Here is an 18,854-nt window from a genome sequence, read left to right as displayed (position 1 = left end):
GCCTCGAAGCTGTGAGTCTGGTGTCACCACCTCATTGGTGGTGTTGTTGGGATCGACGGTCGCGTCGTGACTCTCCTCGAAGCTGGCCCTCCGGGTGCCTTGGTCAGGACATGTCCGGCGTGAGCGTCGACCCCGACCCGAGCAGAAACCAGTGGCCTGATTCAGGAGCTTGACCAACCAGCGTCAGCAGCGCCGGTTGTGTCCCATCACAGTTGTGCCTAGTCCCTGCCCGGATCGGAACCCGATGGTTGACGTCCATGGAAGGGGACGCATGTCCAGTGTGAAGAATCTCCGCGAGCTTGTCGACCTCGTGATCGGGGTCGACACCCACGAGCAGTTCCACGTCGCCGCGGCCGTTGACGCGGTCACCGGCGGGGTGCTCGACACGATCAAGACCCCGGCCGACCCGGCCGGCTATCAGCAGCTCATCGACTGGGCCCACACCCGTCCCGGCCGGCGCGGGTGGGCCATCGAGGGCACCAACAGCCACGGCATCGGCCTGACCCGCGCCCTGGCCGGCGAACTGGTGGTCGAGGTCGACCGACCAGAGCGGATCAAGCGCCGCAACGGCGCAAAGTCCGACTCCATCGACGCGGTCCGGGCAGCCCGGGACGCGTTGGGCCGGGACTCCCTGTCCACCCCGCGGGCGGTCACCGGTGACCGTGCCGCGCTCCAGGTCCTTGTCACCAGCAGACACCTGACGATCACGCAGGCCACCGACACCGAACGCCAACTCCGCTCGATGGTGCTCACCGCCCCCGACGAGCTCCGGTCACGGTTCACCGGCCGCAAGACCGCCCCGATGGTCACCCAGGCCCTGAAACTACGACCCCACACCAATGACGACCCCCTGACCGGGATCCTGATGCCGGTACTGAAGGAACTCGCACAGCGGGCCCGGTCGCTGCGGCTCTACGCCAAGGCCCTGCAACGGCAGATCCTCGACATCGTCAGGAAGTGGCGCCCTGACCTGCTCGACCTCAACGGCGTCGGACCGATCGTCGCGGCGAGCCTGCTGCTGGTGTGGTCCCATCCCGGACGCGTCCACTCCGAGGCCGCATTCGCGATGCTCTCCGGAACCGCCCCCATCCCGGCCACCAGCGGCACACAACAGACCAGACACCGCCTTAACCGCTCCGGCGACCGCCACCTCAACCAGGCCATCCACACCATCATCCTCTGCAGACAACGCAACGACCCAGCCACCAAGGCCTACATCGAACGCCGCACCGCTGAAGGCCGAACCAAGCGAGAGATCCGCCGCTGCCTCAAACGATACGTCGCCCGCCAGACCTTCAGAATCCTCGAAAAAGGGGTTGACAAAACATAGGAGCGTCCTAAATAACGTTCCTTGTCAGCCCACGTTTCTTAGGCTTCGAGGCCGCTGCGCGGCACCTCAGCCAGCGGAAGGGGCTCCTCACCCAGAGTCGGGAGGGGCACCTGAACCAGCGATGAGGGAAGCATGGGCGACGGGATCAGCGGATCCCACCCGGGCCTGCCGCAAGGAGCGAAGCGACGCGCGCCCGCGGCTCAACCCGCGGTGGGAGCAATGGGTGGGCGGGGTCAGGCGGTGACCTCGATGGTCGCCGTCAGGGTGCAGGTCGAGTCGGCGCCGACGAACACGTCGACGACGGTGGCGTCCTGCACCCACCCCTCCGTCACGGTGCTCCAGTAGCGCAGCTGGTCCGGGCCGAGGTCGAAGGTGACCTGCCGCGACTCCCCCGCCGCCAGGTGGATCCGCTGGAACCCCTTCAGCTCGCGCACCGGGCGCGTGGAGGTGCCGAACCGCTGGTGGATGTAGAGCTGTGTCACCTCGTCGGCCGCGACATCGGAGGTGTTGGTCACCGTGACCGACACCTCCGTCGACTCCCCCACCGCGAGCCGCTCCGCCACCCTCAGGTCCGAGTACCCGAAGCTGCCGTACGACAGCCCGTGGCCGAACGGGTAGAGCGGGGTGCTCGGCTCGTCCCAGTAGCGCTTGGCCTGGTCCTGCGGGGCGAAGGTCCGGTAGTGGGAGTAGACCATCGGCACCTGGCCGACGTGGCGCGGCCACGTGAACGGCAGCCGCCCCGCCGGGGACACGTCTCCGAAGAGGGCGCGGGCCACGGCGTCGCCGCCGCGGGTGCCGGGGTACCAGACCTGAAGGATCGCGGCGGCGTGCTCGTCGGCCCAGCGCAGGTCCAGCGGGCGGCCCGACATCACGAGCACCACCGTCGGCGTGCCCGTGGCGTGGACCCGCTGCAGCAGCTCCAGCTGCCGCCCGGGCAGGTCCAGCGTCGAAGCCGAGGCGTTCTCCCCGATCATGTTCTGCGGCTGCCCCACCACCACGACGGCGACGTCCGAGGCCTCCGCCAGCGCGACGGCGCGGTCCAGCTCGGCGTCCTCGTCGAATCCGTCCGGCGTCCGGGGCAGGCCACCGTGCTCCTGCTGGTCGAACATCGACGGGTACAGCCTCTCGGGCACCGCCGTCGCGGGCGCGTAGCCGACCGTCACGCCGTCGCCGGCGCGCCGCGTGAGCCCGTCGAGGATGGAGACCGCCTCGGCGGTGTCGTGGGCGAAGACCCAGGGGCCGAGGGTGTCGCGGGGAGAGTCGGCGAGGTGGCCGAGCACCGCGATCCGGGCCCCGTCCCCCGGGCGCAGCGGGAGTGCGCCGTCGTTCTTGAGCAGCACGAAGGTGCGCTCGGCCGCCTCCTGCGCGGCGTCGCGGTGCGCTGCCGCGGCGAGCACCCCGGCGGTGGCGGCCTCATCGGCGAAGGGCTGCTCGAACAGCCCGGCGGCGAACTTCGCGGCGAGCACGCGGCGGACGGCGAGGTCGATTGTGGCCTCCTCGACCAGCCCCTGCCCGACGGCCTCCGGCAGGCGCGAGTACGCGGGGTCCATCATGCACATCTCCATGTCGAGGCCCGCGTTGACGGCGCGGGCGCCCGCGTCGGTGAGGTCCTTGGCGAAGTGCTGGGTCTCCAGCGAGCGCACGGCGTTGGCGTCACTGACGACGAACCCGTCGAAGCCCAGTTCGTCGCGCAGCATCTCCGTGAGCAGGCTGCGGTTGCCGCTGGCCGGCACGCCGTTGAGGTCCATGTAGGCGCTCATCACGTTGCCCGCGCCCGCGTCGATCGCGGCCTTGAACGGCGGGAAGTACACGTTGTGCAGCTCAGAGTCGGAGATCTCAGCGTCGTCGTAGTCGCGGCCGCCGCGGGCCGCGCCGTAGCCGGCGAAGTGCTTCGGGCCCGCGATCACGGACTCGGCGCCGCCGTCGCCCTGGAACCCGCGCACCTGGGCCGCCGCCATCGCGGCGCCGAGCACCGGGTCCTCGCCGGCGCCCTCGAAGATGCGGCCCCAGCGGGGGTCGCGGGCGACGTCGACCATGGGCGCGAACGTCCAGTGGATGCCGACGGCGCGGGCCTCGCGCGCCGCGACCCGCTGGGCGCGCTCCGCCGCCTCCGGGTCCCACGACGCGGCGAGCGCGATCGGCGCGGGGAAGATGGTGCGGAAGCCGTGGATGACGTCGAAGCCGAACAGCAGCGGGATGCCCCACCTGCTCCCCTCGACGGCCATCCGCTGCAACCTGTTGGCCTCAGCGGCCTCGCGGACGAACAGCAGCGACCCCGCCCCGCCGCGACCCAACGCCGCCTCCACCATCTGAGGCTGCTGGGCGAAGGCCCGGTGCTCCTCGGACAGAGAATCGAGGTCGATCCCCTCGGTCATCTCGGCGGGGAAGCCGAAGTAGAAGTACTGGGTCAGCTGACCTGCCTTCTCCTCCAGCGACATCCGGCCGAGGAGGTCCTCGACGCGCTCGGCGACGGGCAGCGTCGGGTCCTGGTAGGCGAACTCAGGCATGGGTCAGTACTCCTCGGGGGGTGGGGACGGTGGTGGTGAGGGTGGCGACGGCCTCGCCGTGGGCGCGGGAGCGGACGCTCACCCGCACGTCGCCGGGCTCGGTGGTGGCGCGGATGACCGCCAGGGCGCGGCCGCGGAACAGCTGGTCGCGGGGGTCCGTGTAGGAGCCCAACGGCGCGGGGTCGGCGCTGCCGAGGCCGGCCAGGGTCGCGGGGCCGTCGACGACGACCTCCACCTCCTCGCCGCTCAGCATCACGACGGTGCCCGCGCCGTCGACGAGCTCGATGGCCAGGTGCGCGAGGTCCTGCCCGTCGGCGTCGAGGACGCTCCTGTCGGGCTGGACCCGCAGCCGAAGCGAGCCGGAGGAGGAGGCGAGCGCGGAGCGGCCGACCTCCCGGCCCTGCCTGCGGGCGACCGCCTCGAGGGTGCCCCGCTCATAGGGGGTGCGGAACCTGGCCACGAACCCCGCCCGGCGGCCGGCGCGCTTGACGCCGAGCGACCTGCCGTTGAGGAGGAGCTCCACCTCGTCTGCGGCGGAGTAGACCTCGATCTCGGCCCGCCGGCCGTCGCCGGCCGGCCAGGCCCAGCTGGCCACCGCGTCGGTGGCGCGCCAGGCGGCGCGGTTGGTGCGACGGGTGTCGCGGTCGAGCGGGCGGACGAAGATCGCGGGCTCGTCGGTCTGTTCCCACACGGCCCGGGCCAGCGCCATGGGCGCCCCGGGGACGCCCGTGATGTCGATGGCGCCGGGGCCGGCCGCCAGGTACGGGTACGGCTTGGCGAACGCGCTCGACTCGTCGCCGTAGGTCCAGGTGCCGATGCCCGCCTCGCCGAGGTAGTCCCAGCCGGTCCACATGAAGTCACCGACGACGTAGGGCAGCTCCTTGACCATCGCCCAGTTGCCGGCGATGTGGAACGGCATGGTCTCGGTGCCGACGATGACGCGACGGGGGTGGAGCTTGCCGTCCTTGCGGTAGCGGGCGTGCGCGTAGTTGTAGCCGGCCACGTCCAGGACGTCGAAGACCCCGCGGCTCGCCTTGTCCGCCGCGGGCAGCGCCGCGGCCTTCGCCATCAGCGAGCCCATCTTGCTGACGAGCAGGTTGTAGCCGGTGCTGGTGAGCGCGTTGCGCCTCGGCTTGGCCGCCGCGGCACCCTGCTTGTTCTTCTCGTTCTGCTTCTCGTGGCCCTCGAAGACGTCCTTGCCCTTAGCCGCGGACATGTTGAGCATGAGGTTGATGCCGGCGGTCACCGGCACGGAGTCGTCGAACTTCTTGACGTGCGCCACCATGAGGCGCGCCGCCTCGATGCCCTCGGGGGTGCCGCTCTCGGCCACCTCGTTGCCGACCGAATACATGATCACCGACGGGTGGCAGCGGTCCTTCCGGACCATCGACTCGAGCTCCGCCTCCCATGTCTCTGCGAAGTGGAGGGCGGCGTCGTGGGCGGTCTTGGTGCGGAACCACACGTCGGTGGACTCGTCCATGACGTAGAGGCCCACCTCGTCGCACGCGTCCAGAAAGTCGCGGGAGAGCGGGTTGTGGGAGCTGCGGATGGCGTTGAAGCCCTGCTCCTTGAGGATCCGGGCGCGCCGGAACTCGGCCGCGCGGAACGTGGCCCCGCCCAGGACGCCGGAGTCGTGGTGAACACAGGCCCCGCGCAGCAGGGTGGTGACGCCGTTGATCCGCAGCCCGCGGGCGGCGTCGACCTCGATGGTGCGCAGGCCGGTCCGCAGCTCCTGGCGGTCAAGGACCTCGCCGTCGGCGATGACCTCGACGGTCACGTCGTACAGGTCCGGGCGCTCGGCCGACCACGGCCGGGCGTCGGGCACCTGGAGCTCCAGGGCGACGGCGGCGCCGTCGACATGCGCCGACGCCTCGGCCCGGGAGCCCTCCCGCCGCAGCGACACGGCCACCTCGACGGGGCGGCGCTCGTCGTTGTCGAGCTCCACCGTCGCCGCCACGGTCGCGGTGGCGCCGAGCGAGCGGGTGACCAGATGCACGCCTCCGGGACGGATGCGGACCGGGCCCTGCTCCAGCAGCCACACGTGGCGGTAGATGCCGGAGCCGGAGTACCAGCGGCTGTTGGGTTCCTCGGAGTTGTCGACGTGCACCTCGATGAGGTTGTTGGATCCCCGTTCGATCAGGTGGTCGATGCGCACCTCGAACTCGGTGTAGCCACCCAGGCAGCCCCCGGCCTCGGTGCCGTTGACGAGCACGCGCGCCTTCCGGTAGACGCCCTCGAAGAACAGGCTCACGCGGCCCGGGTCGGCCGGCGCGCGCCACGTCCTGCGGTAGACGTAGGTCCCGCCGGGGAACCACCCGGTGTGGCTGCCGTTGTCCGAGGTGGCGTTGCGCTGCTCGTGCAGCATCGCGTCGTGGGGGAGGTCGACGCCCCGCCAGGAGGCGGCGTCGGCGCGGGTCCACTCCCACCCGTGATCGAACAGGGTGCGGCTCATCGGTGGTCGCCCTCCTTCAACTCGTCGGCAAGGGTGATGACGCCCTCGGACTTGGCGGCCTCGGCGCCGAAGGGCTCGGCGGGGGCGGTCTCGCCGCCGCGGGCCTCCAGGTCCGCGTGGATCTGGGGCAGCATGGCGTCGAGCTTGTAGAACTTCAGCAGCACGATCGCGGCCAGCGCCACGACGGCGGGGATCCAGGTGTAGAGGGCGTGGATGGCGAAGAGGGCGGAATCGGACTGGGTCTCGGCGGTGCCGTCGTAGCCGAACGCGCCGAGGAACAGGCCGGCGCCGGCGAGCGCGAAGCCCTGGCCGATCTTCGACGCGAAGCCGTGGATGGAGCTCAGCGTGGACTCGAGGCGACGGTTGCCCCGCCACTCGTTGTAGGTGGCGGCGTCGATGAGCAGGACGCCCACCATGTACGAGACGGGCAGCACGCCGATGCCTCCGATGACGGCCGCGACAGCCAGCAGCGGGATGCTCGCGCCAGCGAAGGTGGCGATGGCTGCGCCCACGATCGCCAGCGCCTGGCCGATCATGATCAGGCGCGAGAGCGTGAAGCGGCGCATCATCCTGGGGATGAACAGCACGGCCGGCAGCGCAAGAATGCCGGCGAAGAGCACCACCGACAGGGCGCCGAGGTCGCCGACGATGTAGCGGAAGTAGTAGCCGGCGGCGCCGGTGTTGGTGGGGATGTTGCTCAGCAGCCCGAGCCCGCCGAGCATCCAGATCCACCTGTTGTCGCCCAGCACCGTCTTGATGTCGGACCAGCGGATCTTCTCGTCGGTGGCCTCGGTCTCGTAGATCTCCTTGACCAGGAAGAAGCGCCCGAGCCCGATGATGACGATCGGGATCGAGATCAGCAGCATGGCGTTGGACCAGCGGCCCGGGTCCTTGCCGGCCCAGTTGAGGATCATCGGCAGGGCGATGCTGAGGATCATGGCGCCGACGGTGATGATGACGCCCTGCGCGGCGTTGAGCTTGGCGTAGGCCCCGCGCGAGTTGAACGCCCGCGCCATGTACAGGGTCTGGTTGGCGTAGCACAGCGTGGCGAAGATCGAGTTCACGAAGGTGTAGGTGACGAAGATCCAGATCGCCTTGCCCACCGTGCCCAGGTCCGGGACGGAGAACAGGAGCCAGTTGCAGGCCCACACCCCGACGATCGCCCACTCGTACGGACGGGCTCGGCCCCACCGCGTCCTGGTGCGGTCGACGACATAGCCCGCGACCAGGTCGGTGAAGCCGTCGAAGATCTTGCTCACCAGCAGGAGGGTGCCGACGAGGCCTGCGGACAGGCCGAGGGTGTCGGTGGCGTAGAGGGTGAAGTACCCCAGCACGATGAAGTTCGCCGCCAGCGAGAAGCCGCGCGACGACCATCCGAAGGTCTTGACCGCGCCCACGTAGTCGGGGGCGGAGCGTTTCGCGGTGCGTCGTTCGGCGCGGGTGAGGGTTGAGGTGGACATCAGTGGTCTTCCTGTCGTCGTTGACTCCGATTCAATATGAAGTACACACCCAATTTAGACGGAACGTCAACCCTGCGGCGAGACAAATTTGGAAACCTGCTGTAGATTAGGGCTCGGAGGTTGACCGATGACGACAGCACCACGTGGCCCGCGGGGGCCCTACGCAAAGACTGCGGAGCGGCGCGCCCAGATCGCGGAGGCGGCCTACGAGATCGTGATGGAGGTGGGGCACCCCAGCCTCACGACGGCGGCCGTGGCGGAACGGGCCGGCATCAGCGAGCGCACCATGCTCTACCACTTCCCCTCCCGGGACCACCTGCTGGTGGCCGCCGTCGAGCACTTCGACCGCACCATGACCACGTCGCGAACGAACCTCCCCCGGACCGCCGACGGCCTTGAGGCGGTCATCGAAGAGCTGGCGGCGCGGGCCCAGGCCGACGACCGGCGGCTCCAGCTCCAGGTTGCGCTCGCCGCGGCCGCCCAGGACCCGGCCCACCCCGCGCACGAGTACTACCAGCGCCACTACGATCAGGCGCTGGAGGGGATGACCAGCGTCATCTCCTCCATGCAGGAATCCGGCCGGGCGCACCCGGACCGGGACCCGCTCGAGATGGCCCGGATGTTCGTCGCCGTCTGGGACGGCCTCCAGCAGCAGTGGCTGATCAGGCGGGACTTCGACCTGGCCGATTCCATCCTGCGCGCCTTCCGCGAGATCAGCGGACAGGCGGCCATGGAGGCGCGCCAGGCCGTCGAGGACCTTCTGGCCCGCATCTGACCCCCACCCCCACCCACACGCGACACCGTCGTCGAAAGGACACCATGAGCCACCGCAACACCGTCCCCGTCCTGCCCGGCTTCTGGTCGGACCCCACGGTCTGCCGGACCCCCGACGGGTACGCGCTGGCGCACTCGAGCTTCGAGTACTTCCCGGGCGCGCCGGTCCACCGCAGCACGGACCTGGTGGAGTGGGAGCAGGTGGGCAACGTGGTCACGCGCCCGGAGCAGGCGGACCTCACCACCGGCGGGGCGTCGTCGGGCATCTACGGCTCCACGCTGCGCCACCACGACGGGAAGTTCTGGTTCATCACCACCAACATGGTGGAGATCGGCTCCGGCCAGCACCTCTTCACGGCCGACAGCCTGGAGGGGCCGTGGTCGGATCCGGTGCGGATCCCCGTCGTGGGCATCGATCCGGACATCGCCTGGGATGAGGACGGCACCTGCCTGGTCACGTGGTGCGGCTTCCCGGACGGGATACAGCAGGTGACGGTGAACCCCGCCACCGGCGAGGTCCTCGACGGGCCCCGGCCGCTCTGGAACGGCACCGGCATGCGCAACCCTGAGGGGCCGCACCTCTACCGGGTGGGCGGCTGGTGGTACCTGCTGATCGCCGAGGGCGGCACCGACCGCGGGCACAGCGTGAGCGTGGCGCGCGGCCGCTCGCCCCTCGGCCCCTTCGAGGGCAACCCCGCCAATCCCATCCTCACGCACCGCTCCACCGACCACCCCGTGCAGAGCACGGGCCACGCGGACCTCGTCGAGGGCCCGGGCGGCCAGTGGTTCGCCGTCTACCACGGCACCCGCCCCCACGGCGGGTTCCCCGAGTTCCACGTGCTGGGCCGCGAGACGTTCCTGTCCCCCGTCGAGTGGGTGGACGGCTGGCCGGTGTTCGTGGACCCGGCCGAGGACTACCCGGCGCGCGACCACGGCGTCGACGACGACTTCACCGGCGCCCTGCACGCCCGCTGGGTCTCGCCGTCGGGGGACCGTCGCGGCGTCGCCACCGGCGCCGACGGCCTCACCCTCGACGCGGGTGCGGGCGCCCGGCCGGTGTTCATGCGCCTCATGGACCACAGCTGGAGCGCCACCGCCGAGATCGAGGGCGAGGGCCGGCTGATGGTCTGGCTCGACGATGCCCACTGGTACGCCGTCGAGGCCGGCCCCGAGTCCGTCTCGACCGTCGCCCAGATCGGCCCCGTGCGGCAGGTGCTGGGCTCGTGCGCCCGAACGACGCCGTCGGTCACCCTGCGGCTCTCCGCCGCGATCCCCGCGCTGGTCGGGGGATGGCCCGCCAGCCAGCCGGACGTCATCACCCTGTCCGCGCTCACCGACGACGGTTGGGAGGAGCTGGCCGAGATCGACGGCCGCTACGTGTCCACCGAGGTGGCCGGCGGCTTCACCGGGCGCATGGTCGGCGTGGCCGCGGTGGCGGGGACGGCGCGGTGCCGTCGCTTCACGTACAGCTCTGAGGGAGCCCAGGCGTGATCGACCGCAGCGCACTGGTCGGCCGCCATGACGTGGTCCTCACCTCGGCGGATCCCGGGGTGGTGCTGAGCGTGGGCAACGGCGACTTCGGCTTCACGGCCGACGTCACCGGCCTCCAGACGTTCACCGACTTCCACACCCCCCGCCTCGCCCGCGGGGCGGACATGACCGACCCGCGGGGCGCGCGGACCACCGAGACCTGCACCATGAGCAGCTGGGGCTGGCACGCCTACCCCAACCCTGACGACTACGTGCTCGACGACGCGATGAGCCCGTACGAGACCCGCCGCGGCCCCGTGCGCTACCCGGACCGGCCGTCGATGCACGACCTGATGGCCGGCAAGACCCCGGACCGGGCCGATCTCGCCGGCATGTGGCTGATCAACAACCCCCAGCGGATAGACCTCGGCCGCCTCGGCCTCGCCCTGCGCCCCACCGCCGACGCGGAGCCGGAGACCGACCCCTCGGCGCTGACGGACCTCGAGGTCCGGCTGGACCTGTGGCACGGCCGGATCGTCAGCCGGTTCCGGTACCTGGGCCGGCCGGTCGAGGTGACGACGGCGGCGCACGGGGACGCGTCGGTGGTGGGCACGCGGGTGGTGTCGCCGCTGCTGGCCACCGGGCAGGTGCGCGTACGCCTCGCCTTCCCCTCCCCCAACCCCAGCTTCACGCCCGCCGCGGACTGGACCAAGCCGGAGGCGCACGTCACCGAGGTGGCCGACGCGGCCGAGGGATCGGCCACCATCCGTCGCCGGCTCGACGACACCGCCTACGACGTCGCGCTCGCCTGGACCGACGCCTCGCTCGGCGCGCTGGACGGCCACGCCGTCGAGCTCACCGCCACCGGCGAGGCGCTCGACGTGGTGGCGTCCTTCGTGCCGGTGGCCGGCCCCGGCAGCGAGCTCGGCCCGCGCGACCCGCGCCCCGAGGGCACCGTCGACGGCGTCCTGGCCTCCGCGGCCGCGTTCTGGGAGCAGTTCTGGAGCTCCGGCGCCGCGGTGGACTTCGCCGGCTCCTCGGACCCGCGCGCCCACGAGCTGGAGCGCCGGGTGGTGCTGTCGCAGTACCTCACCCGCGTCCACGGCGGCGGGCTCACCCCGCCGCAGGAGACCGGCTTCGTCACCAACTCCTGGTCCGGCAAGTTCCACCTCGAGATGCACTGGTGGCACGCCGCGCACTTCCCCGCCTGGGGCAGGCCCGAGCTTCTCGAGCGCAGCCTCGGCTGGTACGAGTCCGTGCACGCGCGCGCCCGGGAGACCGCCGCGCAGCAGGGCTACGCCGGCGCCCGGTGGCCGAAGCAGATCGGGCCGGACGGGCGGGAGTCACCTTCCGACATCGGCTCGCTGCTGGTGTGGCAGCAGCCGCACCTCCTGTACTTCGCGGACCTGCTCAGCCGCGCCGTCGACGCGCCCGCGGCGGAGGCGCTGCTGGAGCGCCTCGGCCCGCTGCTCGACGACACCGCCCACTTCATGGCGGACTTCGCCGACGAGGTGGACGGCGTGTTCCACCTCGGCCCGCCCGTGATGCCCGCGCAGGAGTTCTACAAGGCGGCCGAGACCGAGGACCCCACGTTCGAGCTGGCCTACTGGTGGTTCGGCCTGGAGTTGGCGCAGCGCTTCCGCGAGCGTCGCGGCCTGGAGCGGGTGCCCGCCTGGGACCGGGTGCGGGCCGGGCTCGCTCACCCGTCGCTCGACGGCGGCCACTACGCGGCCGTCGCGGGGGGCGGGGAGTCGCGCACCGACGACCACCCCTCCATGCTGCTGGCCCTCGGCTTCCTGCCGGAGACGCCGCTGATCGACGCCGCCGTGATGCGCGACACCCTCGGCTGGGTCCGCGGTGCCTGGGAGTGGGACTCCGCCTGGGGCTGGGACTACGCCACCATGGCCATGACGGCCGCGCGCCTGCTCGACGGTGACGCCGCCGTCGAGCTCCTGCTCCGCGAGGGCGTCAAGAACCGCTACGACCCCGCTGGCCACAACCCGGCCATGGGCTCCTTCCTCCCCCTCTACCTGCCCGGCAACGGCGGGCTGCTGGCGGCCGTGTCGCTCATGGTGGCCGGCTGGGAGGGCGGCCCTCCGATGCCCGGCATCCCCGACGACGGCACCTGGCTCGTGGCCCACGAGGGCCTCGTCGCCTGGCCCTGATCCCGACCCCCTCACCGACGAGAGAGACCATGACCACACTTCGACCCGACTTCCTCTGGGGCGCGGCCACCGCCGCCCACCAGATCGAGGGCGACAACTACAACTCCGACTTCTGGGCTGCCGAGCACTCCGGCCTGGCGCCCCACCTGCAGGAGCCCAGCGGCTCCGCCTGCGACTCCTGGCACCGCTACCGCGACGACATCCGGCTGCTGGCCGAGGGTGGGCTCAGCACGTACCGGTTCAGCATCGAGTGGGCCCGCATCGAGCCCGCCGACGGGCTGTTCAGCCGCGCCGCGCTGCTGCACTACCGCGACATGATCGACGCCTGCCACGAGCACGGCGTGACCCCCGTCGTCACCCTGCACCACTTCACCTACCCGCAGTGGTTCGCGGCGGGCGGCGGCTCGCTCCGCCCCGACGCGGCGCAGCGGTTCGCCGCGTACACGGAGTTCGTCAGCGAGATCCTCCACGACGTGGGCTGGGTGGTCACTATCAACGAGCCCAACATCCTCGCGCTGTTCGGCCTCGGCCAACTGATGCAGCAGCGGGCGCAGGAGGCGGCCGCAGCCGGCGCCGGCGAGTCCGCCGAGGCCACCCCCGGCCGCGAGGCGGGCCAGCCGACCGTCGACATGGCCGCCATGCCCATGCCGCCCTACGAGCTGGCCGCCGCGATCACCGCCATGCATCGCGCCGCCGTCGAGGTGCTGCGGCGCACGACGTCGGCGAAGGTGGGCTGGGCGGTCGCGGCCCAGGCGTTCATGCCCACGCCCGGGAACGAGGCGGTCTGGGAGAAGGTCTTCCACCAGTGGGAGGGCGTGTACTACGAGGGCAGCGCCGGCGACGACTTCGTCGGCATCCAGAGCTACACCAGCCAGGACGTCGGCCCCGACGGCGTGGTCCCCCACCCGGACAGCCCGGACAACACGCTCACCGGCTGGGCCTACCGCCCCGACGCGCTGGGCATCAACCTGCGCCGCGTGTGGGAGATGTACGGCATCCCGCTGCTGGTCACCGAGAACGGCATCGCCACCACCGACGACACCCGCCGCATCGAGTACACGCGGGGCGCGCTGCGGGGCATGATCGACGCGGTGGCCGACGGCGTGGACGTGCGCGGCTACTGCCACTGGTCGCTGCTGGACAACTACGAGTGGGGCAGCTGGGCGCCGACGTTCGGCCTGATCGCGGTGGACCGCGCCACCGACTTCGCCCGCCACCCGAAGCCCAGCCTGGCGTGGCTGGGAACGGTCGCGGCGTCGAACGGAGAGGCCCTCTGAGCTAACCGACCCCTTCTCCGCTGGTTGAGCCGCGCCGAGCCGCCCGCGGCTCAGCGCGTGTCGAAACCGACCCGCGCACGGTTCGAGGACCGTGCCCACCGCGTCGCTGGTGAACTCACGTCGGTTTCGACACGCGCGCGCGTCGCGTCGCTCCTTGCGGCCCGGCTCAACCAGCGAGGGTGGGCGCGTCGAAGAACCGGGCGTCGCGGGCGTACGCGCGGAAGAAGGCGAAGATGAAGCCCATCCGCTCGTCGAAGCACTCCCAGGTGGTGGCCGCGCTGTCGGTCACGTCGACGGTCAGCGCGTGATCGAACCGCTCGGCCAGGCCGCACAGGTCTGCCTGGGTGAGGTGGTCGAGCACCGCGGGGAACCTCGGGCCGCCCAGATACGACGGACATGGCACCTCCCGGCACACGTCCACCGGACCGTCGGGGGTGTAGACCTCGACGAACCTGGTGGCGAGGCGCCCGAACAGCCCGCCCAGCGGCATGGCCCGGTCGATCATCGCGTCCGCGATCCACTGCTCATGCGCCGCGATCCTCACGTTCCCCAGCAGCATCAACTCGGCGACGGCGCGGTCCGCCTCGTCGTCGAGCTCGGCCTGCGCGCTGAGGGAACGCAGCTCGAGCGCGGTCTGATAGGCCGCCAAGCCTGCGGCCAGGTCAGGAGCCCCCTCGAACAGCGGATCGGCGACGGCCACCTCCAGCGCCATCCGGGTGGGGCCGCCGGCGCGGGCCACCTCGTCGAGCCAGCGGACGAACCTCGGCCCGACGTCGGCGATGATGGCGCGGTTGCCCTCACCCACCGCCGCTGAGGTGCCGAGGTCCAGGTTCAGGGGCAGGCCCTCGCCGCGGATCACCCGCCCCGCCGACCCGCTGGCCCACGCGCCGAAGGCGAGCCAGTTGACGTCGACCCGGCCGAGGAGGTCGGCGAAGGCGAGCGAGAGGTCGCGGTAGCAGGCGGTGATGGCCGCGTTGCGGACCACCGGGTCCGTGATCGCGACGATCGCCGCGACGTCCTGCTGCGACGGGTAGGGCATGGCTCATGCTAGGGCCGCCGGCGCCTCTTGTACTAGGTGCTTGGCGGGGTCCAGCGCACCTCGACGCCGCGCTCCTTCGACAGCCGTTCGATGAGGCGACGGATCCCCTGGTCGGCGTACCGGTCGTGGGCGTCTCGGACGCCGGTGCGCCTGCCGAACAGCGCGTCGGCCTCGTCGAAGAGCAGCACCGCACCGCTGCTCTCCGCGGCGTCGAACAGCTCGGCCAGGTTCTTCTCGGTCTCGCCGATGTAGCGCGACACCACCTGCGAGAGGTCGACGGTGCGCAGCGTCCGCGGGCGGAGCAGGCGGCCGTCCAGCCGCAGGGGCCGGGCATCACCGTCGGCCGGGGCGGCGTCGGGCGCCTGGGTCTGCAGCGTCAATCGCTGAACCTCGAACTCGGCCGGGCGCACGGCGGCGAAGAACACCTCGAGGATGAGGCGCCCGGCATCCACGTCCGCCTGGGTCATGGTGACGGCGAGCCCGCACCGCGCCCCGTAGGCGTGCTCGGCCTTGTCGCCCTGGAACGCGCCTGCGCGCCAGAGGCCGTCCAGGAAGTTCTCCGCCAGGGCCCGCACCCGCAGCCAGAGCGGTTCATCGTTGGGCTCGAACACGACGAACCCCAGTCCCGCTGTCAGCGATCCGACGATGTGGTCGGTGAGTCGGCGGACTGGAAGGTAGCGCGATGCCGGCTCGGTGCTCTCCGCGCCGGCCAGCGTGCGGGCCCCCCAGATCAGCCGGCCGCGACCCGCGAACTCGCGCAGCGCGTTGACGCCGTCCTGGATCAGCGCCTCGTTGGCGGCGTCGTCGAGTGCCTCGGTGAGCCCGTCGATGCCGCGCAGTTCGACGTTGGCTGGCGCCTTCCAGACGCCGCGGGCCGCGTCGGTCCGGGCGATCGCCCCGGCGACGGCGCCCGACGGCGGGACCGCGACCCCACCCACCGTGACCCACGGGTGGTAGGCCGCGACCCTCTCCCGGTGCGGGCCCGTCTGCTGCACCGTCGTCCTCGTGCCCGCCGTGAAGGGGCCCGGGGGCAGGTCGAGGAGCAGCACGGCCCGGTGCGCGGCGCAGAAGGCGAGGGCGCGGCTCACCTGCGGCGCGTGGGCGGCGGTGAGACCGGGGACAACGAGCACCGTGACGCCCGACTTCTCGAGGGCGCGGAGGCCGGCCTCGCCGTCGGACGGGACGAGCTCGTCGGGGGTGGGACCGGCCGCCCTGACGACCACCGCCCGGGTGCCGCCGTTGGCGAAGAACAGGTCGACGGCGTGGCCGAGCGGCTGGGCCGCGTCGAGGCTGGGCCCGAAGATGGCGTGGTACTCGCCTGCGCTGGTGACGATGACGGGGGTGCCGATCGGACCCTGGCCGCAGGCGCCGACGAGGCCCGTCACGGAGGTGGGCAGCGGCGGGATGGACGTCGCGGCGGGGATCTCCTCGATGTAGGGCATCTCACTACTCTGACTGACCTCCGGGCACCCTGCAAGGGGAGGCGCGGCGGCGGGGCGGCGCGCGTTCGGCGCGGGTTCGGCGGGTTCGGCGCGGGTTCGGCGCGGGTTCGGCGTTGAGCCGATGGATGGGTTCGCGGTCCCCGCCCCGCGTAGTCCGAGCGTGGGAGGTGTCGCGAACCCATCCATCGGCTCAACTGCACCCACCTGGCCGGTGTGGATCACCCCGACGGTGGGTACGTAAGGGGCATGAGCGACCACGACGACACACCCCGCGCCGCCACCTCCCGCTATGCCGATGCCGACGGCACCGATACCGGCGAGCGCGACGAGACGCCCGGGGAGCGCCTCGACAGGCAGTGGAACGAACTCCTCCAGGAGCTGAGGGTCACCCAGACCGGCCTCCAGCTCCTCTCCGGCTTCCTGCTGACGTTGCCGTTCCAGAACCGGTTCGCCGACCTCTCGTCCACCCTGCTGACGGTGTTCCTGGTGGCCGTCGCGACGGCGACGCTGGCCACAGCGCTCGTCGTCGGACCGGTGGTGCTGCACCGGCACCTGTTCCAGGAGCACCGCAAGGACACCATCGTGGCGGCCGGGCACGTCATGGCGAAGATCGGTCTCGGGCTGCTGGCGGTGACCATCGTGGCGGTGTCGTGGCTGACGTTCGGCTTCGTCCTCGGGCACGAGTGGGGGCTGCTGGGCGCGGGCGCCGCCGTCGTGGTGTTCCTCCTGCTGTGGATGGTCCTCCCGCTGACCCTCAGGTCCCGCGATGCCTGAGACGGTATGCGGGGCCTATCCCCCTGGGGACGGTGAGGGTGAGGGTGAGCCGATGCTTCCCCTGGCCAGGGCGCAGGTGTTGCCGGTCAGGGTGGGGGCGGCGGTGTCGGTGACCACGATGCCGTAGTCCACGTCCTCGCACACCACAGACGCCAGCGCCCCCGTCGCCGTCCCTCCGACGATGACCGCGGCCCGGGTTGAGCCGGAGATGATGGCGCCGTCGACGATGGGGGCCGCCGACCCCTCCACCTGGAGCCCCACCTCACCGCCGGCGATGGTCAGCCCCATCAGGGTGGGGCGAGCCCCCTCGGCCACCGCGACGCCCACCTTGTTCCCGTCGAACGACGCCGTGGTCAGCGACCCGTCGGCGTCCCCGAGGAAGCACAGGCCGCACTCGCCGTTGCCGCTGAAAGTGGCCGATGCGATGCTCACCCGGTGCGTGCCCGCGACGGCGAGGCCGGCCCAGCCGTTGTCGCGGAAGACGACGTCGGTGGCCTCCATCGACGTGCGGCGATCAGCGGCCAGGTCCTCGCCGACGAGCATCAGCCCGGCACCTCCCCCGGTGTCGTCGGGCCGGCCGCCACTGATCTCGAGCTGGTTGAGGACGAGTGTCGCGGCGCCGCCGGCGACGACGCCGGAGCCCGGGACGGTGGTGTCGCGGGCGAGGCTCAGCGACTGGAGGGCCACCGGCTCCGCCGTCGCCACCAGGACGGCGGCCTCAGGGGCGCTGGATTCGAGGAGGGTGGCCCCGGCCCCCTTCCCCTCGATGGTGATGGCGCTGAGGAGGACCAGCGGCTGGGTGAGGTCCCACTCCCCCTCGCTCAGCAGCAGGGTGGAGCCTGAGGGTGCCTCCGCGACAGCCGTGGCGAGGTCGTCGTCAGGGAAGACGGCCAGCCGGACGGGAAGTTCGGGGATGCGCCCGTCCAGCCCGGCGACGAGGCGCGCCCGCACGGCCTCCGCCACGGGGCTCTCGGCGCGGACGTCGTCGATGCCGTCGTCGACGTCCCGGCGCATCTGCTCGGCGCCGCACCTGAGTGCCTCGACGGCGCCGCGCACTTCCTCGAGCGCATCCTGGATGGTGTCGGAGTTGCCGTCGACGGTGGGGGCGGCGCTGGCTGAAGGTGTCGCGGTGGGGGTGGGTGTCGCGGTGGACTGCGGGCCCGCGGCTTCCTCGTAGGAGTCGACCACGCCTTGGAGGGCTGCGCCGACGGTCGCGGCCAGGCTCCGGCATTGAGACTCGGGCCACGCCGACGGCGACGCGGAGGGGGTGGGCGACGGCGGTGGGGTCGCGGCGGGCGTCGCGGAGCAGGCCACGAGGAGACACGACACGACAAGCGACGATGCCAGTCCCAGGGCCTTCATGCGCCCACGCTACAACCAGTCCCGCGAGGTAGCGACGGTTCCGACCCTTCCAGATGGGCCTCCACCGCTGGTTGAGCCGCGCCGAGCCGCCTGCGGCTCAGCGCGTGTCGACTTGGGTTGAGCCGGGCAGAGCCGCGAAGCGACGCAGCCCGCGCCGAAACCACCGACCCGCGCCCGGTTCAAGGACCTGGCCCAGGTTCATGGCCCAGATGTGATGTCTCAAGACATCGCTGACAGTTGTGTCTCAGGACATCGCTGACGGTTCATGTATCAGGACATCGCTGACGGTGGTGGGCGGCGGGGGCCGCGGGGGCTCAGGGCTGGTCCAACCGCTCTCTCGCTTCCGGGGAGATCTCGCACCCGGCGGCCCGGCGGCCCTTCCTGGCCAGCGTCGGCAGGTCGTCGTAGCGTCCCTCGATCAGGGCGATCCTCTTCTCGCGGCCCCAGCCCTGCACGCGCTTCTCCATCGCGTAGGCCTCGTCCACCCGCTCGAACTCCTCAGCCCAGACCAGACGCACGGGACGCCGTCGGCTCGTGTACGTCGCGCCGCGGCCGGCCATGTGCTGGCTGACTCGTTCGCCCAGGTCCCAGGTTGAACCCACGTAGAAGCTCCCGTCGCTGCATTCGAGCATGTAGGTGAATGGCATGCCCTGATGGTCGTGATGGCCGGCAGCGATCTCCCACACGGCTCTTGTGCTGTGGACGGACGGCTGACGCGGAAGGTGAGTCTGGGTGTCGGCGCGGTTGGGTTGAGCCGGGCCGCCCCACCGCTGGTTGAGCCGGGCCGCAAGGAGCGAAGCGA

13 protein-coding genes are annotated in these 18,854 nt (G+C 71.6%); 6 read left to right on the top strand and 7 right to left on the bottom strand.

The window, feature by feature from the left end; genetic code table 11:
- Window positions 1-271: 271 nt before the first annotated feature.
- The gene (locus ACZK5D_RS15355) at window positions 272-1,330 is read left to right on the top strand and encodes an IS110 family RNA-guided transposase (protein ID WP_458994410.1); all 1,059 of its coding nucleotides are present in this window, start codon (window positions 272-274) and stop codon (window positions 1,328-1,330) included.
- Window positions 1,331-1,563: 233 nt separating this feature from the next.
- Here the strand turns inward: ACZK5D_RS15355 and ACZK5D_RS15350 are convergent, their stop codons facing one another.
- From ACZK5D_RS15350 to ACZK5D_RS15340, 3 genes are read right to left on the bottom strand one after another with little or no spacing between them, the layout of a single operon-like run.
- Window positions 1,564-3,837, bottom strand: a complete 2,274-nt coding sequence (locus ACZK5D_RS15350; protein WP_463665908.1) for a glycoside hydrolase family 3 N-terminal domain-containing protein — start codon at window positions 3,835-3,837, stop codon at window positions 1,564-1,566.
- A complete protein-coding gene (locus tag ACZK5D_RS15345; RefSeq protein WP_463665907.1) occupies window positions 3,830-6,289 on the bottom strand; it encodes a glycoside hydrolase family 2 TIM barrel-domain containing protein in 2,460 nt (819 codons plus the stop codon). The genes ACZK5D_RS15350 and ACZK5D_RS15345 overlap by 8 nt, the downstream gene beginning before the upstream one ends.
- Window positions 6,286-7,749, bottom strand: a complete 1,464-nt coding sequence (locus tag ACZK5D_RS15340; RefSeq protein WP_463665906.1) for an MFS transporter — start codon at window positions 7,747-7,749, stop codon at window positions 6,286-6,288. Before ACZK5D_RS15340 ends, ACZK5D_RS15345 begins: the two co-directional genes overlap by 4 nt.
- A 127-nt stretch (window positions 7,750-7,876) precedes the next feature.
- Between ACZK5D_RS15340 and ACZK5D_RS15335 the strand changes: the two genes are divergently transcribed.
- The 4 genes from ACZK5D_RS15335 to ACZK5D_RS15320 are packed head-to-tail and all read left to right on the top strand — an operon-like array spanning window position 7,877 to window position 13,435.
- Window positions 7,877-8,524 carry a TetR/AcrR family transcriptional regulator gene (locus ACZK5D_RS15335; RefSeq protein WP_463665905.1) on the top strand — a complete coding sequence of 216 codons (648 nt, stop codon included), beginning with the start codon at window positions 7,877-7,879 and terminating at the stop codon, window positions 8,522-8,524.
- Window positions 8,525-8,568: 44 nt separating this feature from the next.
- Window positions 8,569-10,014 (top strand): glycoside hydrolase family 43 protein, encoded by a 1,446-nt coding sequence (locus tag ACZK5D_RS15330; RefSeq protein ID WP_463665904.1) that lies wholly within the window; start codon window positions 8,569-8,571, stop codon window positions 10,012-10,014.
- The gene (locus tag ACZK5D_RS15325; RefSeq protein ID WP_463665903.1) at window positions 10,011-12,158 is read left to right on the top strand and encodes a hypothetical protein; all 2,148 of its coding nucleotides are present in this window, start codon (window positions 10,011-10,013) and stop codon (window positions 12,156-12,158) included. The genes ACZK5D_RS15330 and ACZK5D_RS15325 overlap by 4 nt, the downstream gene beginning before the upstream one ends.
- Window positions 12,159-12,187: 29 nt before the next feature.
- Window positions 12,188-13,435, top strand: coding sequence for a glycoside hydrolase family 1 protein (locus ACZK5D_RS15320; protein WP_463665902.1), 1,248 nt, complete (start codon window positions 12,188-12,190; stop codon window positions 13,433-13,435).
- Between the two features lie 166 nt (window positions 13,436-13,601).
- Here the strand turns inward: ACZK5D_RS15320 and ACZK5D_RS15315 are convergent, their stop codons facing one another.
- Together ACZK5D_RS15315 and ACZK5D_RS15310 are read right to left on the bottom strand one after the other, a co-directional pair.
- Window positions 13,602-14,474 (bottom strand): hypothetical protein, encoded by an 873-nt coding sequence (locus ACZK5D_RS15315; protein WP_458995703.1) that lies wholly within the window; start codon window positions 14,472-14,474, stop codon window positions 13,602-13,604.
- Window positions 14,475-14,506: 32 nt separating this feature from the next.
- The gene (locus tag ACZK5D_RS15310) at window positions 14,507-15,916 is read right to left on the bottom strand and encodes a phage tail sheath family protein (protein WP_458995702.1); all 1,410 of its coding nucleotides are present in this window, start codon (window positions 15,914-15,916) and stop codon (window positions 14,507-14,509) included.
- 246 nt (window positions 15,917-16,162) lie between these two features.
- Here ACZK5D_RS15310 and ACZK5D_RS15305 point away from each other — a divergent pair, with 246 nt between their 5' ends.
- Window positions 16,163-16,690, top strand: a complete 528-nt coding sequence (locus tag ACZK5D_RS15305) for a DUF6328 family protein (RefSeq protein WP_463665901.1) — start codon at window positions 16,163-16,165, stop codon at window positions 16,688-16,690.
- A gap of 15 nt (window positions 16,691-16,705) precedes the next feature.
- Here ACZK5D_RS15305 and ACZK5D_RS15300 read toward each other — a convergent pair whose 3' ends face one another.
- Together ACZK5D_RS15300 and ACZK5D_RS15295 are read right to left on the bottom strand one after the other, a co-directional pair.
- Window positions 16,706-18,052, bottom strand: coding sequence for a right-handed parallel beta-helix repeat-containing protein (locus tag ACZK5D_RS15300; protein WP_463665900.1), 1,347 nt, complete (start codon window positions 18,050-18,052; stop codon window positions 16,706-16,708).
- Between the two features lie 314 nt (window positions 18,053-18,366).
- Window positions 18,367-18,699 carry a GIY-YIG nuclease family protein gene (locus ACZK5D_RS15295; protein ID WP_458995699.1) on the bottom strand — a complete coding sequence of 111 codons (333 nt, stop codon included), beginning with the start codon at window positions 18,697-18,699 and terminating at the stop codon, window positions 18,367-18,369.
- Window positions 18,700-18,854 lie beyond the last annotated feature (155 nt).

The sequence above is a fragment of the Tessaracoccus yangjingae genome, from assembly GCF_055326235.1.
This window is presented reverse-complemented; position numbering and strand designations above follow the sequence as displayed.